General features: G+C 53.2%; 17 protein-coding genes, 1 tRNA gene and 1 pseudogene. 7 read left to right on the forward strand and 12 right to left on the reverse strand.

Annotated elements, in window-relative coordinates:
- Positions 1–7: 7 nt before the first annotated feature.
- The 8 genes from NQ495_RS05445 to NQ495_RS05480 form a co-directional block, all read right to left on the reverse strand.
- Positions 8–1,441, reverse strand: a complete 1,434-nt coding sequence (locus tag NQ495_RS05445) for a hypothetical protein (protein ID WP_009133960.1) — start codon at positions 1,439–1,441, stop codon at positions 8–10.
- Positions 1,434–2,252 (reverse strand): glycogen/starch synthase, encoded by an 819-nt coding sequence (locus NQ495_RS05450; protein WP_009133959.1) that lies wholly within the window; start codon positions 2,250–2,252, stop codon positions 1,434–1,436. Before NQ495_RS05450 ends, NQ495_RS05445 begins: the two co-directional genes overlap by 8 nt.
- A 151-nt stretch (positions 2,253–2,403) precedes the next feature.
- On the reverse strand, positions 2,404–3,453 hold the full coding sequence (gene queA / locus NQ495_RS05455) for a tRNA preQ1(34) S-adenosylmethionine ribosyltransferase-isomerase QueA (protein ID WP_009133958.1): 1,050 nt from the start codon (positions 3,451–3,453) through the stop codon (positions 2,404–2,406).
- 205 nt (positions 3,454–3,658) lie between these two features.
- Positions 3,659–4,396, reverse strand: coding sequence for a tRNA pseudouridine(55) synthase TruB (truB, locus tag NQ495_RS05460; protein WP_009133957.1), 738 nt, complete (start codon positions 4,394–4,396; stop codon positions 3,659–3,661).
- Positions 4,397–4,475: 79 nt separating this feature from the next.
- Entirely contained in the window at positions 4,476–5,273 is a 798-nt protein-coding gene (locus NQ495_RS05465) for an undecaprenyl-diphosphate phosphatase (protein ID WP_009133956.1), read from the reverse strand.
- A gap of 6 nt (positions 5,274–5,279) precedes the next feature.
- Positions 5,280–5,552, reverse strand: a complete 273-nt coding sequence (locus NQ495_RS05470) for a DUF3098 domain-containing protein (RefSeq protein ID WP_009133955.1) — start codon at positions 5,550–5,552, stop codon at positions 5,280–5,282.
- Positions 5,553–5,574: 22 nt separating this feature from the next.
- Positions 5,575–6,450: a cell division protein FtsX gene (locus NQ495_RS05475; RefSeq protein ID WP_009133954.1), complete on the reverse strand. Its 876-nt coding sequence runs from the start codon at positions 6,448–6,450 to the stop codon at positions 5,575–5,577.
- Complete coding sequence (locus NQ495_RS05480) at positions 6,437–8,878, reverse strand: membrane protein (RefSeq protein ID WP_009133953.1); 2,442 nt, start codon at positions 8,876–8,878, stop codon at positions 6,437–6,439. The genes NQ495_RS05475 and NQ495_RS05480 overlap by 14 nt, the downstream gene beginning before the upstream one ends.
- Before the next feature lie 117 nt (positions 8,879–8,995).
- Between NQ495_RS05480 and NQ495_RS05485 the strand changes: the two genes are divergently transcribed.
- The 3 genes from NQ495_RS05485 (at position 8,996) to folD (ending at position 12,529) form a co-directional block, all read left to right on the forward strand.
- A complete protein-coding gene (locus NQ495_RS05485) occupies positions 8,996–9,970 on the forward strand; it encodes a polyprenyl synthetase family protein (protein WP_009133952.1) in 975 nt (324 codons plus the stop codon).
- 157 nt (positions 9,971–10,127) lie between these two features.
- Positions 10,128–11,462, forward strand: coding sequence for a signal recognition particle protein (gene ffh, locus NQ495_RS05490; protein WP_009133951.1), 1,335 nt, complete (start codon positions 10,128–10,130; stop codon positions 11,460–11,462).
- Positions 11,463–11,650: 188 nt separating this feature from the next.
- Entirely contained in the window at positions 11,651–12,529 is an 879-nt protein-coding gene (folD, locus tag NQ495_RS05495; RefSeq protein WP_009133950.1) for a bifunctional methylenetetrahydrofolate dehydrogenase/methenyltetrahydrofolate cyclohydrolase FolD, read from the forward strand.
- A gap of 192 nt (positions 12,530–12,721) precedes the next feature.
- Here folD and arsM read toward each other — a convergent pair whose 3' ends face one another.
- The 3 genes from arsM to NQ495_RS05510 all read right to left on the reverse strand — a co-directional run bounded on the left by arsM (position 12,722) and on the right by NQ495_RS05510 (position 14,726).
- The gene (arsM, locus tag NQ495_RS05500) at positions 12,722–13,531 is read right to left on the reverse strand and encodes an arsenite methyltransferase (RefSeq protein WP_009133949.1); all 810 of its coding nucleotides are present in this window, start codon (positions 13,529–13,531) and stop codon (positions 12,722–12,724) included.
- A 218-nt stretch (positions 13,532–13,749) separates the two neighbouring features.
- Positions 13,750–14,043 (reverse strand): ArsR/SmtB family transcription factor, encoded by a 294-nt coding sequence (locus tag NQ495_RS05505; protein WP_040294205.1) that lies wholly within the window; start codon positions 14,041–14,043, stop codon positions 13,750–13,752.
- A gap of 233 nt (positions 14,044–14,276) precedes the next feature.
- Positions 14,277–14,726 carry a nucleoside deaminase gene (locus NQ495_RS05510; RefSeq protein ID WP_040294204.1) on the reverse strand — a complete coding sequence of 150 codons (450 nt, stop codon included), beginning with the start codon at positions 14,724–14,726 and terminating at the stop codon, positions 14,277–14,279.
- Positions 14,727–14,828: 102 nt separating this feature from the next.
- Here NQ495_RS05510 and aspS point away from each other — a divergent pair, with 102 nt between their 5' ends.
- The 3 genes from aspS to NQ495_RS11810 all read left to right on the forward strand — a co-directional run bounded on the left by aspS (position 14,829) and on the right by NQ495_RS11810 (position 17,581).
- On the forward strand, positions 14,829–16,577 hold the full coding sequence (aspS, locus tag NQ495_RS05515; RefSeq protein ID WP_009133947.1) for an aspartate--tRNA ligase: 1,749 nt from the start codon (positions 14,829–14,831) through the stop codon (positions 16,575–16,577).
- A gap of 104 nt (positions 16,578–16,681) precedes the next feature.
- Positions 16,682–16,756: transfer RNA gene (locus NQ495_RS05520), tRNA-Val, on the forward strand.
- Positions 16,757–17,215: 459 nt separating this feature from the next.
- Entirely contained in the window at positions 17,216–17,581 is a 366-nt protein-coding gene (locus NQ495_RS11810; protein WP_161988883.1) for an alpha/beta hydrolase, read from the forward strand.
- Here NQ495_RS11810 and NQ495_RS05525 read toward each other — a convergent pair.
- Positions 17,509–18,459, reverse strand: a complete 951-nt coding sequence (locus tag NQ495_RS05525; RefSeq protein WP_118061357.1) for a tyrosine-type recombinase/integrase — start codon at positions 18,457–18,459, stop codon at positions 17,509–17,511. The two genes, NQ495_RS11810 and NQ495_RS05525, sit on opposite strands and share 73 nt — an antisense overlap.
- Before the next feature lie 178 nt (positions 18,460–18,637).
- Between NQ495_RS05525 and NQ495_RS05530 the strand changes: the two are divergent.
- A pseudogene (locus NQ495_RS05530) lies at positions 18,638–19,067 on the forward strand (DUF6845 domain-containing protein); the annotation flags it as partial.
- Positions 19,068–19,091 lie beyond the last annotated feature (24 nt).

Below are 19,091 nucleotides of genomic sequence, written 5' to 3' on the forward strand. Positions count from 1 at the left end.
AGAGCATTTACCGTATCAATGTATAGGTAACCGCCACCCTCAGTGGCAACGGATTAGAGGGATCGTTCGACGTATTCAGCCGAACCTCCTTGTTCGGATTGTAGATTTCGAAGAACGAAGGAGCCACCTCGATCCAGTAATCGCGTGTAGATACGTCAGCCATTACCTGAATAGCCCGGGTAATATCCATCGTATAGCTGTTGCGCGACCGGTTCATGTATCCGCCGTAAGAGAGCGTAACCGGGTTGTATTGCGACACTTCCAATTCGAAAGGATAATCCGAAATCGGACTGAAAGTCGCATAATCCGTATAGAATCCCAACCGGGTAGTCGCCGCATCGAGCGCAGGAATATCCGGCTTATCGATTCCGATCTCAATCCGCGCGCTATTAATCACCAGCGTCTTATAAGCCGTATTCTTGCTAGTTTTCAATGCCTTCAGGTTCTCGACGAATTCTTTTGTAAAGTGCAGGAAGCTGGTTACACCGCCGCACCCCTGCACATATCCCACCGAGACCGGAACCCCCAATGAGGTCGTGTCGTTGAATTTCGCCGGATCGATTTCGCTGCCGGTGTAGTCATGCTTGTAAGTATTCAAAGACATCAGCTTGGTGTAGGTCGCCGCACCGAACGAATAGCTGCCGATCACCGTATCTTTCGGGGTCGTCGCGGTCTCATCGGTGAAATTATGCGCATATACCTGCATCGAAGCCGAAGTGGTCAGCATGGAAAGTGCGGCGGCATCGCGCGGAGAGTTATCCGCCGGCGCAACATAGATACCTTTGTATTCATTGACGAACAGCGAATCGTCTTCGTACATCTCCGTAGTCGCTTTGAGCAACCTGTTCATCAACGCCACAGCTTTATCGCTGGTCATCCGTTTCGTAATATTCGTGCCGTCCCCGAGTTTATAATCGAAAGTGAGCAACGGTTCCGGATCGATTACTTCCCGGACATCGAAATGATTCAAATAGTAGATCGAATCCACGTAAAGGCGCTTGGTAACCTCATAGACATTAAAGGTCTGCGTTTTAGCGGTATCACCCGAGCTCAGCGAGGATTCGAACGTCAGATACAAGCAGATCGAATCCCCGACAGGGGCCGTCCCGTAACGGTCTGTAGCCTCTTCATTGGAAGAATAAAACGAGGCTCCGCCGTACTGCCCGAGCCAGCCCGACTCGAAAGCCCCGTAAACGGGATCCTTCTTGGCGCCCATGCATCCGTAATACCAGTTGTAATTGGTGACTGTCATCGGAAGTGAATCCACCAACTGCAGGTAAGCATCGATACCGGAAACGGTATCCTCGAAAATTTGCATCTGCTGGTCATTGGGGATCAACGAACTGCCGACCGTGTTGTCCACTTTCGTACATGAAAACAGGGCGGCAAAAAGTGCGCAAAGGGAAATCCCGGCTACCGCTGCGTTACGACGTCTATTCATTTGCCAATATTTTACGATAGAACGCCTCGTATTGATCCAGATAAGCCGGCGTCGCCTTGTCCTGATACTCTAGAACCGGCTTGCCCTGCTCCTTAAGGCACCCGATCAGTTCATCCGACGGGGCCGCAGTTTCGCAGATTACCCCGTCGATGTAATTCATAACGAACTTCATCAGATTTTCGTATGTGGGATGCTCCAAAAGAGCGGTGTGTTTTTTTTCGACCCCTTCGCTGGCGATCTTTTGCCCAAATTTCGCATCGAGCTCCCCATCGAACCCATCATCATAGAGCGACATGACGATCTTGACGTTTTTGAAAACGGGGTCGTCGGCAAAGGTATTGCGCAAATAGACCGGGACAATCGCCGAGAACCAACCGTGCACATGCACGACATCAGGCACCCAACGCAGTTTTTTGACCGTTTCGAGCACACCCCGCGCAAAGAAAATCGCCCGTTCGTCATTGTCGGCGAAGAGACTTCCCTCTCCGTCGCACAACGTGAATTTACGCTGAAAGTAGTCCTCGTTGTCGATAAAATAGATCTGGACACGGGCCGAAGGGATCGACGCGACCTTGATAATCAACTGATGGTCGTTATCGTCGATGATCAGATTCATGCCCGAAAGGCGGATCACTTCGTGAAGCTGGTTCCGCCGCTCGTTGATAAGTCCGTAACGCGGCATGAAAGTGCGGATCTCATTACCTCTTTCCTGCATGCTTTGCGACAGAGTCCTGCACAGTGTAGACATATCATTTTCAGCAAGATATGGCGTTATCTCCTGACAGACATATAAAATTTTGCAGCTACTCATAAACGACTCCTTCTTATTTCTGCGGACAACGGGCCCGATTGCAAAGGTACGAATTTTTGATGATTAAACAAGCCGACCGGCGACAGGAACAATATGCCTGCGCCTGTAACAGCTTTTATCTCCACATGGTTTTCGACGTGGCGAAAAACGATTACAGAATCAACATCGCATCACCGTAAGTACCGAAACGGTACTTTTCCTCCTTAGCCACTTTGTAGGCCTCCATCAGCAGGTCGTAGCCGGCAAACGCGGACACCATCATCAACTGTGTGGAATAGGGCAAATGGAAGTTCGTGATCATGCAATTGGCCACGCTGAACTCGTAAGGACAGAAAATAAATTTATTGGTCCAGCCGTCGAACGGTTTGAGGAAACCCTCGGTCGAAACGGAACTCTCCATCGAGCGCATCACGGTGGTACCCACGGCGCAGACTTTACCGCCCGCCCGCTTGATTTGGTTCACCTTCTCGGCTGTCTCCTCGGGAATGACCACCTGTTCGGAGTCCATCTTGTGCTTGGTGAGGTCTTCGACATCGACCGTACGGAAATTCCCCAACCCGACATGCAGCGTCAGGAAAGCCATATCGACCCCTTTGATCTCAAGCCGTTTCATCAGGTGCTTGCTGAAATGCAGTCCTGCGGTCGGCGCGGCGACGGCACCCTCGTGCCGGGCGAAAATGGTCTGGTACCGCTCGTCGTCGATCGGCTCGACTTTCGACCTGATCCATTTGGGCAGCGGGGTTTCCCCCATCTTATAAAGGGTGGCTTTGAACTCGTCGTAATCACCGTCGAACAGGAAACGAAGCGTCCGGCCGCGCGAAGTAGTGTTGTCGATCACCTCGGCCACCAACAGGTCGTCATCTCCGAAATAAAGTTTGTTGCCGATGCGGATTTTACGGGCCGGATCGACCAGTACATCCCAAAGGCGCAAGTCGCGGTTCAATTCGCGCAGCAGGAAAATTTCGATTTCGGCGCCGGTCTTCTCCTTGTTACCGTAAAGACGGGCCGGAAAGACTTTCGTATCATTGAAGGTCAGCACATCCCCTTCATCGAAATAATCGATCACATTTTTAAAAACGGAGTGTTCGATCTTGCCGCTGGCCCGGTCGATCACCATCAGTCTCGATTCGTCGCGGTTTTCGGCCGGATATTTGGCCAGCATGTTAGGGGAAAAGCTGTAATTGTACTGCGAAAGTTTCATCGCTATTGGAAGATTTTAAAGGTTTGCAGACAAGTCAACGGGTTGCAGTCCGTCATTCGGCAATTCCTGCCGGAAGCTTTTTTGAACAGAAACAAGTAATTATTATACGCAAAATATTGCGTTTTGTTTCATCCGGAACCGATTTTTTCTACAATTTCCGAAAAACGATTTTTTTATTGAGCCCGGTTCAAACTCTTCTTCAATGCTATTTTACAGGCGAAACCGGGGATACGGACGGAGCGGACTGCGTGGGCGGAGCGGATGACAGCATGCGTTCAACCTCTTCGATCGTATAGAGGTCCTGCTCGGAAAACGCCCCGCTGCGGGTACGCCGCAGAGCCGTCAGATGGCCGCCGCAGGAGAGTTTCTCGCCCAGGTCCCGTGCGATCGAACGGATGTAGGTTCCTTTACTGCACCGGACACGCAACGTCACGTCCGGCAGGTCGATCCGTTCGGGTGCGATCTCATAAATATTGACCAATGCGCGACGCATCCTCACCTCTTCTCCTTCGCGGGCATATTCGTAGGCACGCCTGCCTTCGATCATCTTCGCAGAATAGACGGGCGGCTCCTGCAACTGTTCTCCTTCCATCTCCTGTAACGCGGCCAGGATCGACTTTTCGGTCACATGGCCGTAAGGATAGGTTTGATCGACGGGATGCTCCAGATCGTAACTCGGAGTGGTCGCACCGAGGCGAACGGTAGTCAGGTACTCTTTTTCTTCGGCCTGCAATTCATCGACACGCTTGGTCGCCCGGCCGATGCAGACGATCAGCACGCCCGTAGCGAGGGGATCGAGCGTCCCGGCATGTCCCACTTTAATTTTGCGGTGCCCCAGCCGACGCAGCAGTACGCGCATCTTGCGCACGACATCCGACGAAGTCCACCCGAGGGGCTTGTCCACAGGAAGCACGTATCCTTCCGGGAAGGGAAAATCAGGCATCAAAGGTTGTTTCACAACAATCTTTCGGATTAACGGTTATAATTCTCCGGGGTGCGGAAGCACCTAATTATACCGGAACTCAGATTACGCTGTACAGGATCGAAACGGTGCCGACAATCAGGCAATACACAGCGAAATAGATCAACTTGCCCTTCTTCACGATATTGATCATCCAACTGCAGGCAAACAGTCCGGAGAGAAAAGCGGTCACGAATCCCGCCGTCAGGGCAAGCGCTGAAATCCCGGTTTCGGAAGGGTGGAAGCCGCCTTTCATCAGGTCGAGCATCGCTTCGCCCAGAATCGGAATCAGCACCATCAGGAACGAAAAGCGGGCGACCTGGTCTTTCCGGTCGCCGAGCAGTAACCCGGTAGCGATCGTGGAGCCCGAACGTGAAAGGCCCGGGAGAATCGCGGCAAAAGCCTGGGCGACACCTATGATAAAAGCATCTTTGAATGAAATATTCTCTTTGAGCCGCGGCCGTGCATAATAAGCGAAAGCCAGCAGGATCGCCGTCAGGATCAGCGAGCAGCCGACCACGAGCAGGCCCGACGCGAACAACTCCTCGACCGAATCCTTGAAAAAGAGCCCGACAATTCCCACCGGAATCATCGAAAGCAGTATCTTAGAAATATAGATAGTCTCCGAATTCCATTTGAACCGGAAAAAACCGGCGATCAACTGCAACAATTCCCTGCGGAACACGACGATCGTACTGCAAACCGTAGCGGCATGCACCGCCACGGCAAACGTCAGGTTCTCTTCGCCCTGCAGGCCGAAAAGCGTGTTGAAAATCTGCAAATGCCCGGAACTGCTCACCGGCAGGAACTCAGTCAAACCCTGCACGAGACCGAGCACAATCGCTTCCCAAACTTCCATGCGCCGCTACTCCTTATTTTTAGGTTTCTTCATAATCGCGTAAATCTCGAAACCGAAACCCGCCAGCACCAATATCGGAGCCAGCGTAATCCGCCGGAAGTTGAACATAGCCTCGTTGAAAACGTTCGGGTCGTCGCTGCCGCCGCCGCTCATCAGGATGAAGCCGAGAATGATGATTCCCAGCCCGATCAGCATCAGTTTATAGTTGGCTACGGTCAGCGGCATTTCGCGCTGTTTCTCGGCCAGTGAAGCCGGAGCCTGTTTTTCTCTATTTTTCATGGTCATCGTTTTTTACGCAATATCAATAAATATGGATCTTGCTCGAACTCATCCGCAGGAATTTCCGTACAGCGAAAGCGGTAAAGAGCAGCGAAATAAGTACGCCGCCTGCCATCGTGCCGGCAAAAATCAGCGCGAGGTAGTTGTCGTCGCTGACGAATTTGATCTCGGGCAACCCTTCGTGCAGCCCCATCATCATCACGATCAGCATCGCCCACGCGATCAGTCCCGCATAAATGCCCTGCAGGATGCTGCGCGAAAGGAACGGCCGCATGATGAACCATTTGGTCGCCCCGACCAGCTTCATCGTATTGATGATATAGCGCTTCGAGAAGATCGTCACGCGAATCGTATTGTTGAGCAGGATCAACGCGATAATCAGCAGCGTACCGCCGAACAGCAGCAGGATCATATTGAACTTATTGATATTCTGCCCTATCTGTTCGAGCACACCGCGCTGGTAAACCACCTCGGCGACGCCCTCCCACTGCGACACCTCCTTTTCGAGCGCCGAGATCGTCTCCTTGTCCGACGCACCGGCATTCAGCCTCAATTCATACGAATCGGGCAGCGGATTCTGCTCGAGGAACTCGACGAAATCGTCGCCGAGGTATTCTTTGAACTCCTCGGCAGCGGCATCCTTGCCGATAAAATGTACTTCGCGCACGGCCTCGTTCGCCGAAAGTTTTTTCGACAACGCCTCTGAAGCCTCGGGCGTCACGTCGTCCCTGAGCATCACATAGACCGTCATGCTCTCCTCGAGGCGCTGCGTAGCCCCCATCGCACCGAGAATCAAGTACCCGACACTTCCCAACAGAAACAAAACCAGTGCGATACTGACCGTCGAAATGACATAGGCATTGCGGACTTTCCGCCGGATCCTCTTATTGTTGTCCATCGTTATCTTTGCGTTTTTTATAAGCCCGGTAACCCGCTGCGCCGGCCACCGCCGCCACTCCGCCCAACAACAACAGCGAAGAGATCAGCGTCAGCGAAGAGAGCAATTCGTAATGCGGCGCACGGAAGCGGAACTCGACCGTGTGGGTTCCGGCCGGCAACACCATGGCGCGCAGCACGTAGTCGGCGTGGAAATAAGGCGCTTCGACCCCGTCGAGATAAGCGGTCCATCCTTTCGGATAATAAATTTCCGAAAAAACCGCCACACCGGGGGCTGCGGCCGTATATTCATACCGTTGCAGGTTCACCCGGTATTCGGTCATCGCGATCCTCGCAGCCGAGTCGGCAGCCGGAGCCACGTTTTCCACCAGCGATGCGAACGGTTTGTCCACGACCGCCACGGTTTTGGTGTCCAGCCCTCCGAGCGCTGCAATTTCGGCATCGGGTCCGTCCACAAGGCGTACCGAATCGACAAACCAAGCCGCACCGTTGGCTCCGGGATTGAGTTGCGCCTCAGGAGTTCCGTCCTCACCCTGCACGATAACGTATTTCGTGTTGAGCATGTTGTACACGCCGATATCCATTTTTCCCAGATACCGCTCAATCAGATCCTGGTAACGGCGCAGTTTGGCCCCGTGGTATCCACCCACAGAACGGTGGAAGTAAGAGGTCGTCGCATCGTTGAACGGACTGACGGTCATGTTCAGCACGCGGAAACCCAACTCCTTGTCGGCCAATATTTGTTTGTCGGCTTCCGTCGGACGGATCGTATTATGACGCTCCTCTACGAATTTGTCGCGGCGCAGGTAACGCAGGTTCACCGGCACCATGTCGGCAGTCACCAACAGCGCCAGTACCAGCACGAAGCCCCCCCGTTTGATCTTCTGCCGGTAAAACAGCAACACCGTCCCGGCCGTCAGCAGCACGAACACCAATGAACGGAGCGCGTCGGCACGCATCAGCGACGCCCGCTCGGCACGCATCGCGGCAAAAACGTCATCGACCTGCTGACCGCCGAACATTTGGCTGTCCCCCTCGCCCGTAAACGACAGCAACGTACCGCCCAGCAACAGGAACAGCAAGGCGATACCGCCCACGGCGATCGTCGTATACTTCAATCCCTTGAACAGCTTCTCCCGAGGCACCTCCCCGCTCCACAGTTTCTGCAGTGTCAGCGCGGCGAGCAGCGGTACGCACCAGCCGACGATCACCAGGATCGTCGAAACCGTGCGGAACTTGTCGTACATCGGGAAATAATAATAGAACAACTCGGTGAACCACATCAGGTTCTTTCCCCATGCCAGCAGGATCGCCAGCAACGCAATGACGACGATCCACACCGTCACCCGGCGGCGCAACAGGAACAAACCCAAAACGGCGAGGAAAAGCGCCACGGCACCCACATACATCGGCCCCGAGGTAATCGGTTGCGGTCCCCAGTAGGCAGGCAGGTGCGTAGCCATGTTGCGCGCACCGTATTTGGTAAGGGCCTGCGCAACTTCGCCGTCATCGCTGAAGCCCCCTTCGGAGCTGCCTCCGTAAAGATTCGGGATCAGCAGGTTCAGCGTCTCGCCTTTGCCGTAGCTCCAGGCCGTAGCGTATTCCAGGTCGAGCCCCTCTTTTCCCTCCATCGACGAAGAGGACGCTTTCAGTTCGCTGCCGCCGCGGATCGTATCCTTAGAATGCGTCTGGATATAATAGAGCATCCCCGCATTGCTGCCGACAGCCAGCACGCCGGCCAATACCAGCAATCCCGTCACCTTCGCGAAACGGGCGAGTATTTTCTCTTTATAAGCCCGGACCAACTCACTGATCCAGAACGCCGCAACGATCATCAGGAAATAATAGGTGATCTGCGGATGGTTCGCACCAATCATCAACGAACCGAAAAACGCGGTAAGCGCGGCGCCGGCCCACATATTGCGCCGATAAGCGTACCACACGCCGCCGAAAAGCATCGGCGCGAAAGCCAGCACCATCATTTTGGTCATGTGCCCGGCACCTATAATCACAAAAAAGTAGGTCGAAAAACCGTATGCCAACGACGGAATCAGGCCGATCCACGGATTGACCTTCATGCAAAGCAACATGCAGAAGAAAAAGGCCATCGCCAGGAAAATCAACGCCGCGGGCTGCCCGAGGAAATAGAAAGCCTTAGAGAGGGTTTTCACCACCGCACCGTCGTACTTCATATTGATCAGGTAGGCAGGCATCCCGGAGAACATGTTGCCCTCCCACTGCGGATCTTCGCCAAAAGCCTCGCGGTGCTGCAGGATATCCTCCGTCATGCCGTCGTACTGCAAGATATCGTGCTGAGAGAGCACCTTGCCCTCGAACTGCGGGGCAAAACAGAAGAGCGTGACTATCAAGAAAACGATCAGCGCAGCCAGGTAGGGCAGCGCCCGGACAATATTCCTTTTATGCTCCATGCAGCCGAAAAGTCTAAGATTGAAGTGCAAAGTAACAAAAAATTGTTGAGATAATCCACCGGCGGCTTTGCCAATTCGGAAAAAACGCTGATATTTGTACCTTCTATAAAATCACTTATGGCCACTTTAGAGGAGATACAGCAACCCATCGCCGACAAGGTCCGCCGCTACGAGACGTTCATCACGGAAATTCTCCACAGCGACAGCGGCTATGTCTCCTCGATCTGCAACTACATCCTCGCAAACCGCGGCAAACAGATGCGTCCGCTGCTGGTGCTGCTCTCGGCGGCCCTGCACGGTGAAATCGGCACGCGCAGCTACCTGGGCGCCTCGCTCGTCGAAATGCTGCATACCGCATCGCTGATCCATGACGACGTAGTGGACGAAGCCTTCGTACGGCGCGGCGCCCCGTCGGTCAATGCCCTGTGGCGCTCGCACACGGCCGTGCTCATCGGCGACTACATTTTCGCCCGCACCTACCATGTCTGCATGGAGCAGGGGGGCGACGACATGCTCTCCGAAGCGACCCGTTCGGTACACGAGATGAGCGAAGGCGAACTGACCCAGACCGAACTGTCGGAAAGCCTGCGCATGACACGCGAACTCTACCTCGACATCATCTACAAAAAAACCGCATCGCTGTTGGCGGCATGCGGGGCTATCGGTGCCATTTCGGTCAACGCAACGCCCGAACAGATCAAAGCGATGCGCGACTTCGGCACGAACCTCGGCATCGCGTTCCAGATCAAGGACGACATCCTCGACTTCTCGCCGATGGAGGTGACCGGCAAACCGATGTGCGGCGACATGCGCGAGCGCAAGATTACGCTGCCGCTACTCTACGTCCTCGAAAACAGCTCCGAAGCCGAACACGGCAAACTGATCGGCAAACTCAGCGACATCCGCCAGCGGCCCGCCAACGTCGATTACCTCGCACGCACGGTACGCGAACGGGGCGGACTCGAACATGCCGCGACGGTGATGACCCAATACCGCGACAAAGCGCTTACCTCGCTGGAGAATTATCCCGAATCGCCGGTACGCGAAAGCATGCGGCGGTTCGCCGACTTCGTTCTGGAGCGCAACAAATAAATCCGCCCAGGCCGTCGCCCGGCATACTCCGGTCCCATACGTTATATTTCCATCGCACATTTCCCCGATTCGGGAACCACGCGGGGCTTTTTCCGGAAAAAGTTGTATTTTTGCGTTCTGTTAACGAGAATCCCTCTATCAATTTCTACACACTGCCATGTTTGAAAATCTAACGGACAAGCTCGAACGGTCGTTTCAAATCCTCAAGGGAGAGGGCCGGATCACCGAAATCAACGTTGCCGAAAGCCTCAAGGAGATCCGGCGCGCACTGATCGACGCCGACGTCAACTACAAGGTCGCCAAAAATTTCACCGACGAGGTAAAAACCAAGGCGCTGGGCCAGGATGTCCTCAAATCGGTGAAGCCGGGCCAGATGATGACCAAGATCGTGCGCGACGAACTGGCCGCACTGATGGGAGGCACGATGACCGACATCACCTTAGAAGGCAACCCCGCGGTAATCCTGATCGCAGGCTTGCAGGGTTCGGGTAAAACCACCTTCTCGGGCAAACTCGCCAACTTGATCAAGAGCAAAAAAGGCCGCCAGGTTTTGTTGGTTGCGGGCGACGTTTACCGTCCTGCCGCTATCGAGCAGCTAAAGATTCTGGGGCAGCAGATCGGCGTGGAGGTCTACACCGAAGAGGGAAACCAAAACCCGGTACAGATTGCCGAGAATGCGATCAAGTACGCCCGGACGAACCACCTCAACACGGTAATCGTCGATACGGCCGGACGTCTGGCCGTAGATGAACAGATGATGCAGGAGATCACGGCCATCAAGGCTGCCGTCAAACCGGGCGAAACGCTCTTCGTGGTCGATTCGATGACCGGTCAGGACGCAGTCAATACGGCCAAGGAGTTCAACGACCGTCTCGATTTCGACGGCGTCGTACTGACCAAACTCGACGGCGACACCCGCGGCGGTGCAGCCATCTCGATTCGCGCGGTAGTCAACAAGCCGCTCAAGTTCATCAGCTCGGGCGAAAAGATGGATGCGCTGCAGGTGTTCCATCCCGAGCGTATGGCCGACCGTATCCTCGGCATGGGCGACATCGTGTCGTTGGTCGAAAAAGCTCAGGAACAATACGACGAGGAGGAGGCGCGCCGGCTGAAGAAAAAGCTGGTCAAAAACCAGTTCGACTTCAACGACTTCCTCACGCAGATCAGCCAGATCAAAAAGATGGGTAACCTCAAAGACCTGGCGGGAATGATCCCCGGCGTGGGCAAGATGCTCAAAAACGTCGAGATCAACGACGACGTATTCAAACAGACCGAAGCGATCATCCACTCGATGACCCCGGCCGAACGCGCAGATCCGTCGATCATCAACGGCAGCCGGCGCCAGCGCATTGCGACGGGCAGCGGTACGACGATGCAGGACGTGAACCGCCTGCTCAAACAGTTCGAGGACACGCGCAAAGTGATGAAAAGCGTTGCCGGAGGCATGCCTAAGATGCCCAAAGGATTTAATCCGAGGGGCTTCAAACGATAAAACGCAGACCCGGCGAAAACGGCACGTCACCCGTTCAGCCAACCGCCGCTTTCAAAACGACGCAGGTAACACTCTATCATCCTTGCGGTTGCGGACCGTTTCCGACTGCAAACCGGACCGGGCCACAGCCATTGTAAGACCAACGTATATATCGCATATAAAATCAACGACAACATAAAATCACTGATATGACTATCATAGACGGGAAAGAGGTCGCAGCCAAACTGCGCAAGGAGATCGCCGCCGAGGTGGAAGCCTGGGTGGCCTCAGGACACCGCGCACCTCATCTGGTCGCCATCCTGGTCGGCAACGACGGAGCGAGCCAGACTTACGTGGGCCACAAGGAGAAATGCTGCGCCGAAGTGGGCTTCCGTTCGACGGTGCTGCGCCTCGACGAAGCGATCAGCGAAGCTTACCTGCTCGGAGAAATCGCCAAACTGAACAACGATCCCGACGTGGACGGATTCATCGTACAATTGCCCCTGCCGAAACACATCTCGGAACAAAAAGTGATCGAAGCGATTAACCCTCGCAAAGACGTGGACGGTTTCCATCCGGTCAACACCGGACGCATGATCTCGGGCCTGCCCTCGTACCTGCCCGCCACGCCGGACGGCATCCTCGAGCTGCTCAAACACTACGATATCGAAACCTCAGGCAAGAACTGCGTCGTTATCGGCCGCAGCAACATAGTCGGCCGTCCGATCGCAAACCTGCTCTCGCAAAAAGGTTGGGACTGCACCGTTACGATGTGCCACAGCCGCACCAAAAACCTGAAGGAGGTGGTCCGTGAAGCGGACATTATCATCGCGGCGCTCGGACAGGCCGAATTCGTCACGGCCGATATGGTCAAAGACGGGGCGGTGATCGTCGATGTCGGTATCACACGCGTCAAAAGCGACAAGACCAAATCGGGCTGGAAACTGCTCGGCGATGTCAAATTCGATGAAGTCGCGCCCAAGTGCAGCTACATCACCCCGGTACCGGGCGGCGTCGGTCCGATGACGATCATCTCACTGATGAAAAACACGCTGAAAGCGGCCCGCAAGGAAGTCTACAAAGACTAACCTCTTCCGGCATACCGGCACATCGTTTCGGTACCGGCCACGTGGAAGACTCGTAAACACATGGATGTAAGAACGATACACAAACAATCAGCAATCGGAAATCTTGATACAACGTGAAGTTTTTCGAGAAATTCTTTTACTAATAGTGCAACAAGTTGGTAATTTGACTTGTTGCACTATTGGCATTTTATCTTACGGACGCTTTCCCGTCACGGTAATGGAATAAATTCCCACATTGCCCTTTTTATATTTTTGAATGGTCGTTTTATCCAGATGTTCATTCAGCACGTCGTTCGGAATCGCAATCGTCTTGGTTCGCACAACCGCAATATCGACCAATCCGGCCCGCGCTATTTCGCGGAGATAATCCTCCCGTTGAATAGCACTCGCAATGCATCCCGCATACATCGCAGCATTGTCTGTAAATTCCTGAGGGAACAGCCCATCCAAAACAACATCCGAGATACAGAAACGGGCACCCGGCTTCAAAACCCGATATATCTCTTTAAAAATCCGATCCTTGCGCGGCAATAAATTGAGCACACAATTGCTCACGATCACATCGGCCATCGCATCGGGTAACGGCATATTTTCAATGTCGCCTTCTAAAAATTCCACATTCGTAAAACCTCGTCGTTGCGCATTTTCCCTTGCTTTAAGCAACATGTTCGGCGCAAAATCCACCCCGATAACTCTGCCCGTTGTTCCAACCTCTTCGCGTGCAATAAAACAGTCGTTGCCGGCACCGGCCCCAAGATCGACGACTGTGTCGCCGGGCTTGATTCCGGCATATTGAGTAGGCAGGCCGCACCCCACTCCCAAATCCGCATCCGGCTCGTAACCATTAAGTTTACTGTAATCCTCGCTCATAATCGTAAAGACTTTTGGCGACGGGACTGCAGGATTACAACAACATTTCTTCATCGACTCCGCATTCTTAACTAAAGCGAGCTCATTATAGCGCTGCTTTACCAACTTCTTTTTGTCATCTTCGTACCTCATAATCCAATGTACTAATTCGTTAATTTACGAACAACAATAATACAAAACACTTGCGATTCGGAGCAGTCATTGGTGAGTAAACCATTTGCACGCTCCCTGCGCCCTTTAACTATAATCGTTTTGCAGCTGACATTCGAACGGCCTGAGAAAGATTCCGTTTCCCTGTCTTTATCCCGTAAAGGATAGAAAATAAAGCCGCCTGTTTTTCTGCAATTCGGTTATTCAAATAAATCATTAAGGCATTGTCGGGCCTTAGCCCAATTATCCTTGTTAATACAATATTTAACCATCGGCGGAGTAACTTCGCCTTGAATAAGTCCGGCATCTTTCAGTTCATTAAGATGCTGGGACAAAGTACTTTTAGCAACAGGTAAAATTTCCGACATATCACCATGATAACAACACGCTTGTTTGGAAAGCATTTGCAAAATGGCGACACGTACGGGATGTCCCAATGCTTTGGCATACCTGGCCGTCTGTTTCTGTTTGTCCGTAATCGCTTTTTTTGTCATCACCCTTCCCTCTGTTCGCAAATATACGAATAATGTTAACCCAATGCCTCGTCGCATTGCAAAATATCACAAAACACAATCACACTATCCTTTACGCTAACCCGAAGCGTACAGCCGCCGCTTCCCCAAAGAGTCCGGACCGTGTCGCGGTACCCCGGCTTTTAAACTTACAGGAAGCTTACCTGGTTGCTCCTGCACGCTTCCCGAATCTTCCGCAGGTTTCCAAGGCCGGGTTATTTCCTCAATTTTCGAAAAAAGCTGCTGACCAACTCCCCGCATTCGGCTTCGAGTATCCCTCCCCGTACCGTTGTTTTCGGGTGGAACACGGCCTGAGAGACCGTCGAAACGCCGCGTTTGGGATCGGCGGCCCCGTAAATCACGCTACCGACCTGCGACCAATAGCACGCGCCGGCACACATAACGCACGGTTCAACCGTTACATACAGACGGCACTCGGACAGGTATTTGCCCCCGACCGAAGCGGTGGCCGCCGTAATCGCCTGCATCTCGGCATGCGCCGTAGGATCGTTCAGCGTTTCGACCAGGTTGTGTCCGCGACCGACTATCCGATCGCCCCAAACCACCACGGCTCCGATCGGAACCTCTCCCAAATCGAACGCCCTGCGTGCCTCGGCAAGCGCCTGGCGCATGAAAAAATCGTCTTTGTTTTGTATTTCGTTCATTAGAAATTTATACCTTTGAAACTTGTTTGGAACGGCTAAATGGTTCGGTCTATTTTTTTTACGTTCGAGCCGGAATGACAAAAATATAAAATTTCCGATATAATGTACAGAACCCACACCTGCGGCGAACTCCGCAACACGAACCTCTCACAACAAGTCACCCTCTCGGGTTGGGTGCAGAAAGTGCGCAACCTCGGCGCAATGACCTTCATCGACATCCGTGACCGCTACGGCATCACGCAATTGGTAGTCGACGAGCACTCGCCCGCCGAACTGAAAGAGACCGCCGACAAACTGGGCCGCGAGTTCGTGATCCAGGCGACCGGCAAAGTGGTGGAACGGGCTTCGAAGAATACGAAAATCCCCACCGGTGAAGTCGAAGTGGTTCTCGATTCGCTGAAAGTCCTGAACGCTGCGCAGACACCGCCCTTCACGATCGAAGACAACAGCGACGGCGGCGATGACCTGCGGATGCGCTACCGCTTCCTCGACCTGCGCCGCAACCCGCTCAAAAACGCAATGATCCTGCGCCATAAAATCGCACAGGCGACCCGCAACTACCTCGACGAAAAGAACTTCCTCGAGATCGAAACGCCCTACTTGATCAAATCGACTCCGGAAGGCGCCCGCGACTTCGTCGTGCCCTCACGCATGAATCCGGGGCAGTTCTACGCGCTGCCGCAATCGCCGCAAACGTTCAAGCAGCTGCTGATGGTCTCGGGCTACGACCGTTATTTCCAAATCGTGCGCTGCTTCCGCGACGAGGACCTGCGGGCCGACCGTCAGCCCGAATTCACACAGATCGACTGCGAGATGTCGTTCGTCGATCGCGACGACGTGCTGGAGCTGTTCGAAGGAATGGCCAAATACCTGTTCAAAAACATTCTCGGCATCAACATGACCGAACAGTTCCCGCGTATGACGTGGGCCGACGCAATGGAACTCTACGGTTCGGATAAGCCCGACATCCGCTTCGGAATGACATTCAACGATATCACCTCGCTGGCACAGGGTAAAGGTTTCGGCGTATTCGACTCGGCCGAATATATCGGCGCCATCTGTGCTGAAGGATGCGCCACATATACCCGCAAACAGATCGACGAACTGACCGAATTTGTAAAACGTCCGCAGATCGGTGCGAAAGGAATGGTTTACGTCCGTTGCGAAGCCGACGGGTCGTTCAAATCGAGCGTCGATAAATTCTACTCGCAAAGCGACCTGAGTGCCTGGGCTGCCAAATGCGGCGCCAAACCGGGCGACCTGTTGCTGCTCCTTTCCGGGACGCGCAAGCAGACCCTCAGCGCACTGTGCGAGCTTCGTCTCGAAATGGGTTCGCGCTTGGGGCTTCGCGACCATGCGAAATTTGCGCCGCTGTGGGTGGTCGATTTCCCCCTGCTGGAGTGGGACGATGAGACACAGCGTTTTTACGCCATGCACCATCCGTTCACCTCGCCGAAATTCGAGGACCTCGGCCTGTTCGACACCGATCCGGGCAAGGTACGGGCCAATGCTTACGACTTCGTAGTAAACGGAGTCGAAGTGGGAGGCGGTTCGATCCGTATTTTCGACTCGGAATTACAGCACAAGATGTTCGAAGTACTCGGCTTCAGCGACGAATTGGCCGAAGAACAGTTCGGATTCCTGATGAATGCGTTCAAATACGGCGCACCGCCCCACGGCGGCATCGCTTTCGGCTTCGACCGCCTTTGTGCATTGTTCGGCGGCGCCGATTCGATCCGCGATTACATCGCCTTCCCGAAGAACAATTCGGGCCGCGACATGATGATCGACTCCCCGTCGGAAATCTCGGACGAACAGCTCAAAGAGCTTGCGATCGCGGTAAAAAAATAGGCATCCGCTATTTTTTATCGCTTTTTGCAACCGAAAAATTTGGAGGTAAAAATATTTTGCTTATCTTTGCACTCGCAATCAGGAACAAGGATTGCAGCAAAGAAGGGAGCTTAGCTCAGTTGGTTCAGAGCGTCTGCCTTACAAGCAGAGGGTCGGGGGTTCGAATCCCTCAGCTCCCACAGGATAAAAGTAAAAAAGCCGCTTTTGAGCGGCTTTTTTACTTTTATCCATTTCCCCTTCATGACGGCAAACAAACAATTGTAAAGCCCCTATCGTTCCCACAAACAAATCCCCCAGTCAGCTGCAACCGACTTCTTTGCTATTCTATTAAACAACGACCTTACGCAACCGATATCCTTATATCGGTCATTCCGTCAGGGATAATCAAAAAATTATTGTATATTGGAGTGTGTTCCACTGCCAATTACAGAAAATAACAACTGACAAACGAAGCGGTATGTCCAAAAACATTGTCATCACCCCTTGGCACTGCCTGGCCACGGCATTAGGATGGTTACTCATCGTTCCTGCCGCATTTTCGCAAAACCCGACAACAGGATTTCATTTACAAATCGGTCGACGGACACGACATTCGCGCAACCCTCTATCTTCCCGAACCGCAAGGAGCATACCCCGTTTTGATCTATTTTCACGGAGGGTCGTTTACATTCGGGAACCGCGAACAAGGATTGGAGCAGGTTCTTAAAGAAAAATTACTGGCGAATAACATAGCGATCGTATCGGCCGATTACCGACTGGCACCGGAAACCAAACTCGGAGAGATCATGCAAGAAAGCGGAATTCAATATCTGACCGGATCGTTTTATTTCTACAAAAGCAATTCAACCGGTAGATCATACGCGGTCACTGCCCAGAGGAACGCTGCTGCACATTTGCAGCAGCGTTTATTTTTGCTTCCCGGGACAACGATCTACAAATACAATCCCTGTAAAATCAGACGGTTCGCATTATCGATCACGCTCTGTTCCAGTGAAGCCAGATAAATTTGGGTGGTCTGCTCCGACCGGTGACCCAGCCCTTCGCTGATGATCGTAACGGGAATCTGCATCTTACGGGCAACGGTCGCCCAGGTATGGCGGGCGACATAAGAAGACAGATGGCATTCGAGGCCGAGCAGGGCGGAAAGCTCTTTCAAGTGTTTGTTGTAGTAACTCAGTGCACTGCGATAACTAAGATACGCACGGCCCGGATCCAAAGAGCCAATAATCGGGAACAGGTATCCCGAGCAGGCCAGTGGCGCATACTGCGCAATAATCCGCTGCATGCATTCCTCCACCCGGATATGCAGCAATTGCCCGGTTTTCCGGCGGGCATAGGTCAATAGGCCGCCGTGGACATCGGATTTACGCAGATAGGCCATATCGACAAAGGCCATTCCCCGGCAATAAAAACTGAACAGGAAAAGATCACGTGCAAAACAGAGCGATGGGCGGCCTGAGAGATCGAGTTGCTGTAACCGCACCACGGTCCCTTCATCGACCGCCCGTTTCCGGGTCTTCTCGATACCTGTATACACATACTTGAACGGGGTGGACGGAGATACAAGTCCTCTCTCGACCGCCTTGTTATATACCGAGCGCAAAATGCGCATATAGAACGAAACGGTATTGCGGGTGACGGAACGCCGTTTAAGCCACGACTCGTAATCGCAAATGAGTTCGGACGTAACCGACCGCAGGGGAATATCCCGTCCGCAACGGTAAAGGGAAAAACTGTTGCGGGCCCGCTGATAGTTCTGGGCCGTACCGTCACGCCCCACCGTCTGCAACCACGCAATCTGGACATCGAGAAAAGAAAAAAGTGTTACGGACCGGTGTCTTTCTACAACATTTCGGAAACTTGCGTTTTTACCTGTCTTCATCGTTTTGACAATATTAGATAAGATTTCGCCAAAAGTAAACCACATATTTTTCCCGCATAAATTTTCAATGTTCCCAAGCCTGCAAGACAAAATCGAACCCTACCTCAAAAGGGGGACGGCTCTTTTCTTTCTTTGCGCTATGCAATCTCCGCCTATCTCACACTAACCCAATAAGATTATGAATAAAAAGATTCTCTACGCCGTTGCAGCGTGCACGGTACTGTTCTCCTCATGCGGCGGGGCGAACGGCAAACCCAGTACAGCAGACGCCAATGCCATCATCGAGTACAACAACACCTCTTTGGAAGTCCTCAAGTCGCTCTATTCCGAACGGGAAACGAACAACGTTCTGGAGTACATGGAGAAACACGGCAAAACCCTGTTCGCCCCGGTCATCGTTAGCAAAATCGGCGTCGCCCGGGATACGGCCCAAATGACGGCTCCCGGGGATTGCTTTTCTTCCGGCGTGCGCGACAGCTTGAAAACCAACTACTCGGCCTATTTTACCGCCGGCGAAAAATTCTTCGCCAATTACGACGCTCCAGGACGACAACTGGGCCAAAGGCAACCTGTTGCTGGAAGAGAACAAACAATTGATGCTCCAAATGACAGAAGCCAGAACCCAGATATAT

Source organism: Alistipes indistinctus YIT 12060, assembly GCF_025144995.1.
In the GTDB taxonomy this organism is placed as follows: Bacteria; Bacteroidota; Bacteroidia; order Bacteroidales; family Rikenellaceae; genus Alistipes_A; species Alistipes_A indistinctus.

Excerpts from the sequence above, each read along its gene's own strand:
- aspS (WP_009133947.1), top strand. The coding sequence starts at position 14,829 with ATGTACAGAACCCACACCTGCGGCGAACTCCGCAACACGAACCTCTCA.
- NQ495_RS05450 (WP_009133959.1), bottom strand. The coding sequence starts at position 2,252 with ATGAGTAGCTGCAAAATTTTATATGTCTGTCAGGAGATAACGCCATAT.
- arsM (WP_009133949.1), bottom strand. The coding sequence starts at position 13,531 with ATGAGGTACGAAGATGACAAAAAGAAGTTGGTAAAGCAGCGCTATAAT.
- NQ495_RS05485 (WP_009133952.1), top strand. The coding sequence starts at position 8,996 with ATGGCCACTTTAGAGGAGATACAGCAACCCATCGCCGACAAGGTCCGC.
- NQ495_RS05445 (WP_009133960.1), bottom strand. The coding sequence starts at position 1,441 with ATGAATAGACGTCGTAACGCAGCGGTAGCCGGGATTTCCCTTTGCGCA.
- truB (WP_009133957.1), bottom strand. The coding sequence starts at position 4,396 with ATGCCTGATTTTCCCTTCCCGGAAGGATACGTGCTTCCTGTGGACAAG.
- NQ495_RS05505 (WP_040294205.1), bottom strand. The coding sequence starts at position 14,043 with ATGACAAAAAAAGCGATTACGGACAAACAGAAACAGACGGCCAGGTAT.
- NQ495_RS05510 (WP_040294204.1), bottom strand. The coding sequence starts at position 14,726 with ATGAACGAAATACAAAACAAAGACGATTTTTTCATGCGCCAGGCGCTT.
- queA (WP_009133958.1), bottom strand. The coding sequence starts at position 3,453 with ATGAAACTTTCGCAGTACAATTACAGCTTTTCCCCTAACATGCTGGCC.
- folD (WP_009133950.1), top strand. The coding sequence starts at position 11,651 with ATGACTATCATAGACGGGAAAGAGGTCGCAGCCAAACTGCGCAAGGAG.
- ffh (WP_009133951.1), top strand. The coding sequence starts at position 10,128 with ATGTTTGAAAATCTAACGGACAAGCTCGAACGGTCGTTTCAAATCCTC.
- NQ495_RS05465 (WP_009133956.1), bottom strand. The coding sequence starts at position 5,273 with ATGGAAGTTTGGGAAGCGATTGTGCTCGGTCTCGTGCAGGGTTTGACT.
- NQ495_RS05475 (WP_009133954.1), bottom strand. The coding sequence starts at position 6,450 with ATGGACAACAATAAGAGGATCCGGCGGAAAGTCCGCAATGCCTATGTC.
- NQ495_RS05470 (WP_009133955.1), bottom strand. The coding sequence starts at position 5,552 with ATGAAAAATAGAGAAAAACAGGCTCCGGCTTCACTGGCCGAGAAACAG.
- NQ495_RS05480 (WP_009133953.1), bottom strand. The coding sequence starts at position 8,878 with ATGGAGCATAAAAGGAATATTGTCCGGGCGCTGCCCTACCTGGCTGCG.
- NQ495_RS05525 (WP_118061357.1), bottom strand. The coding sequence starts at position 18,459 with ATGAAGACAGGTAAAAACGCAAGTTTCCGAAATGTTGTAGAAAGACAC.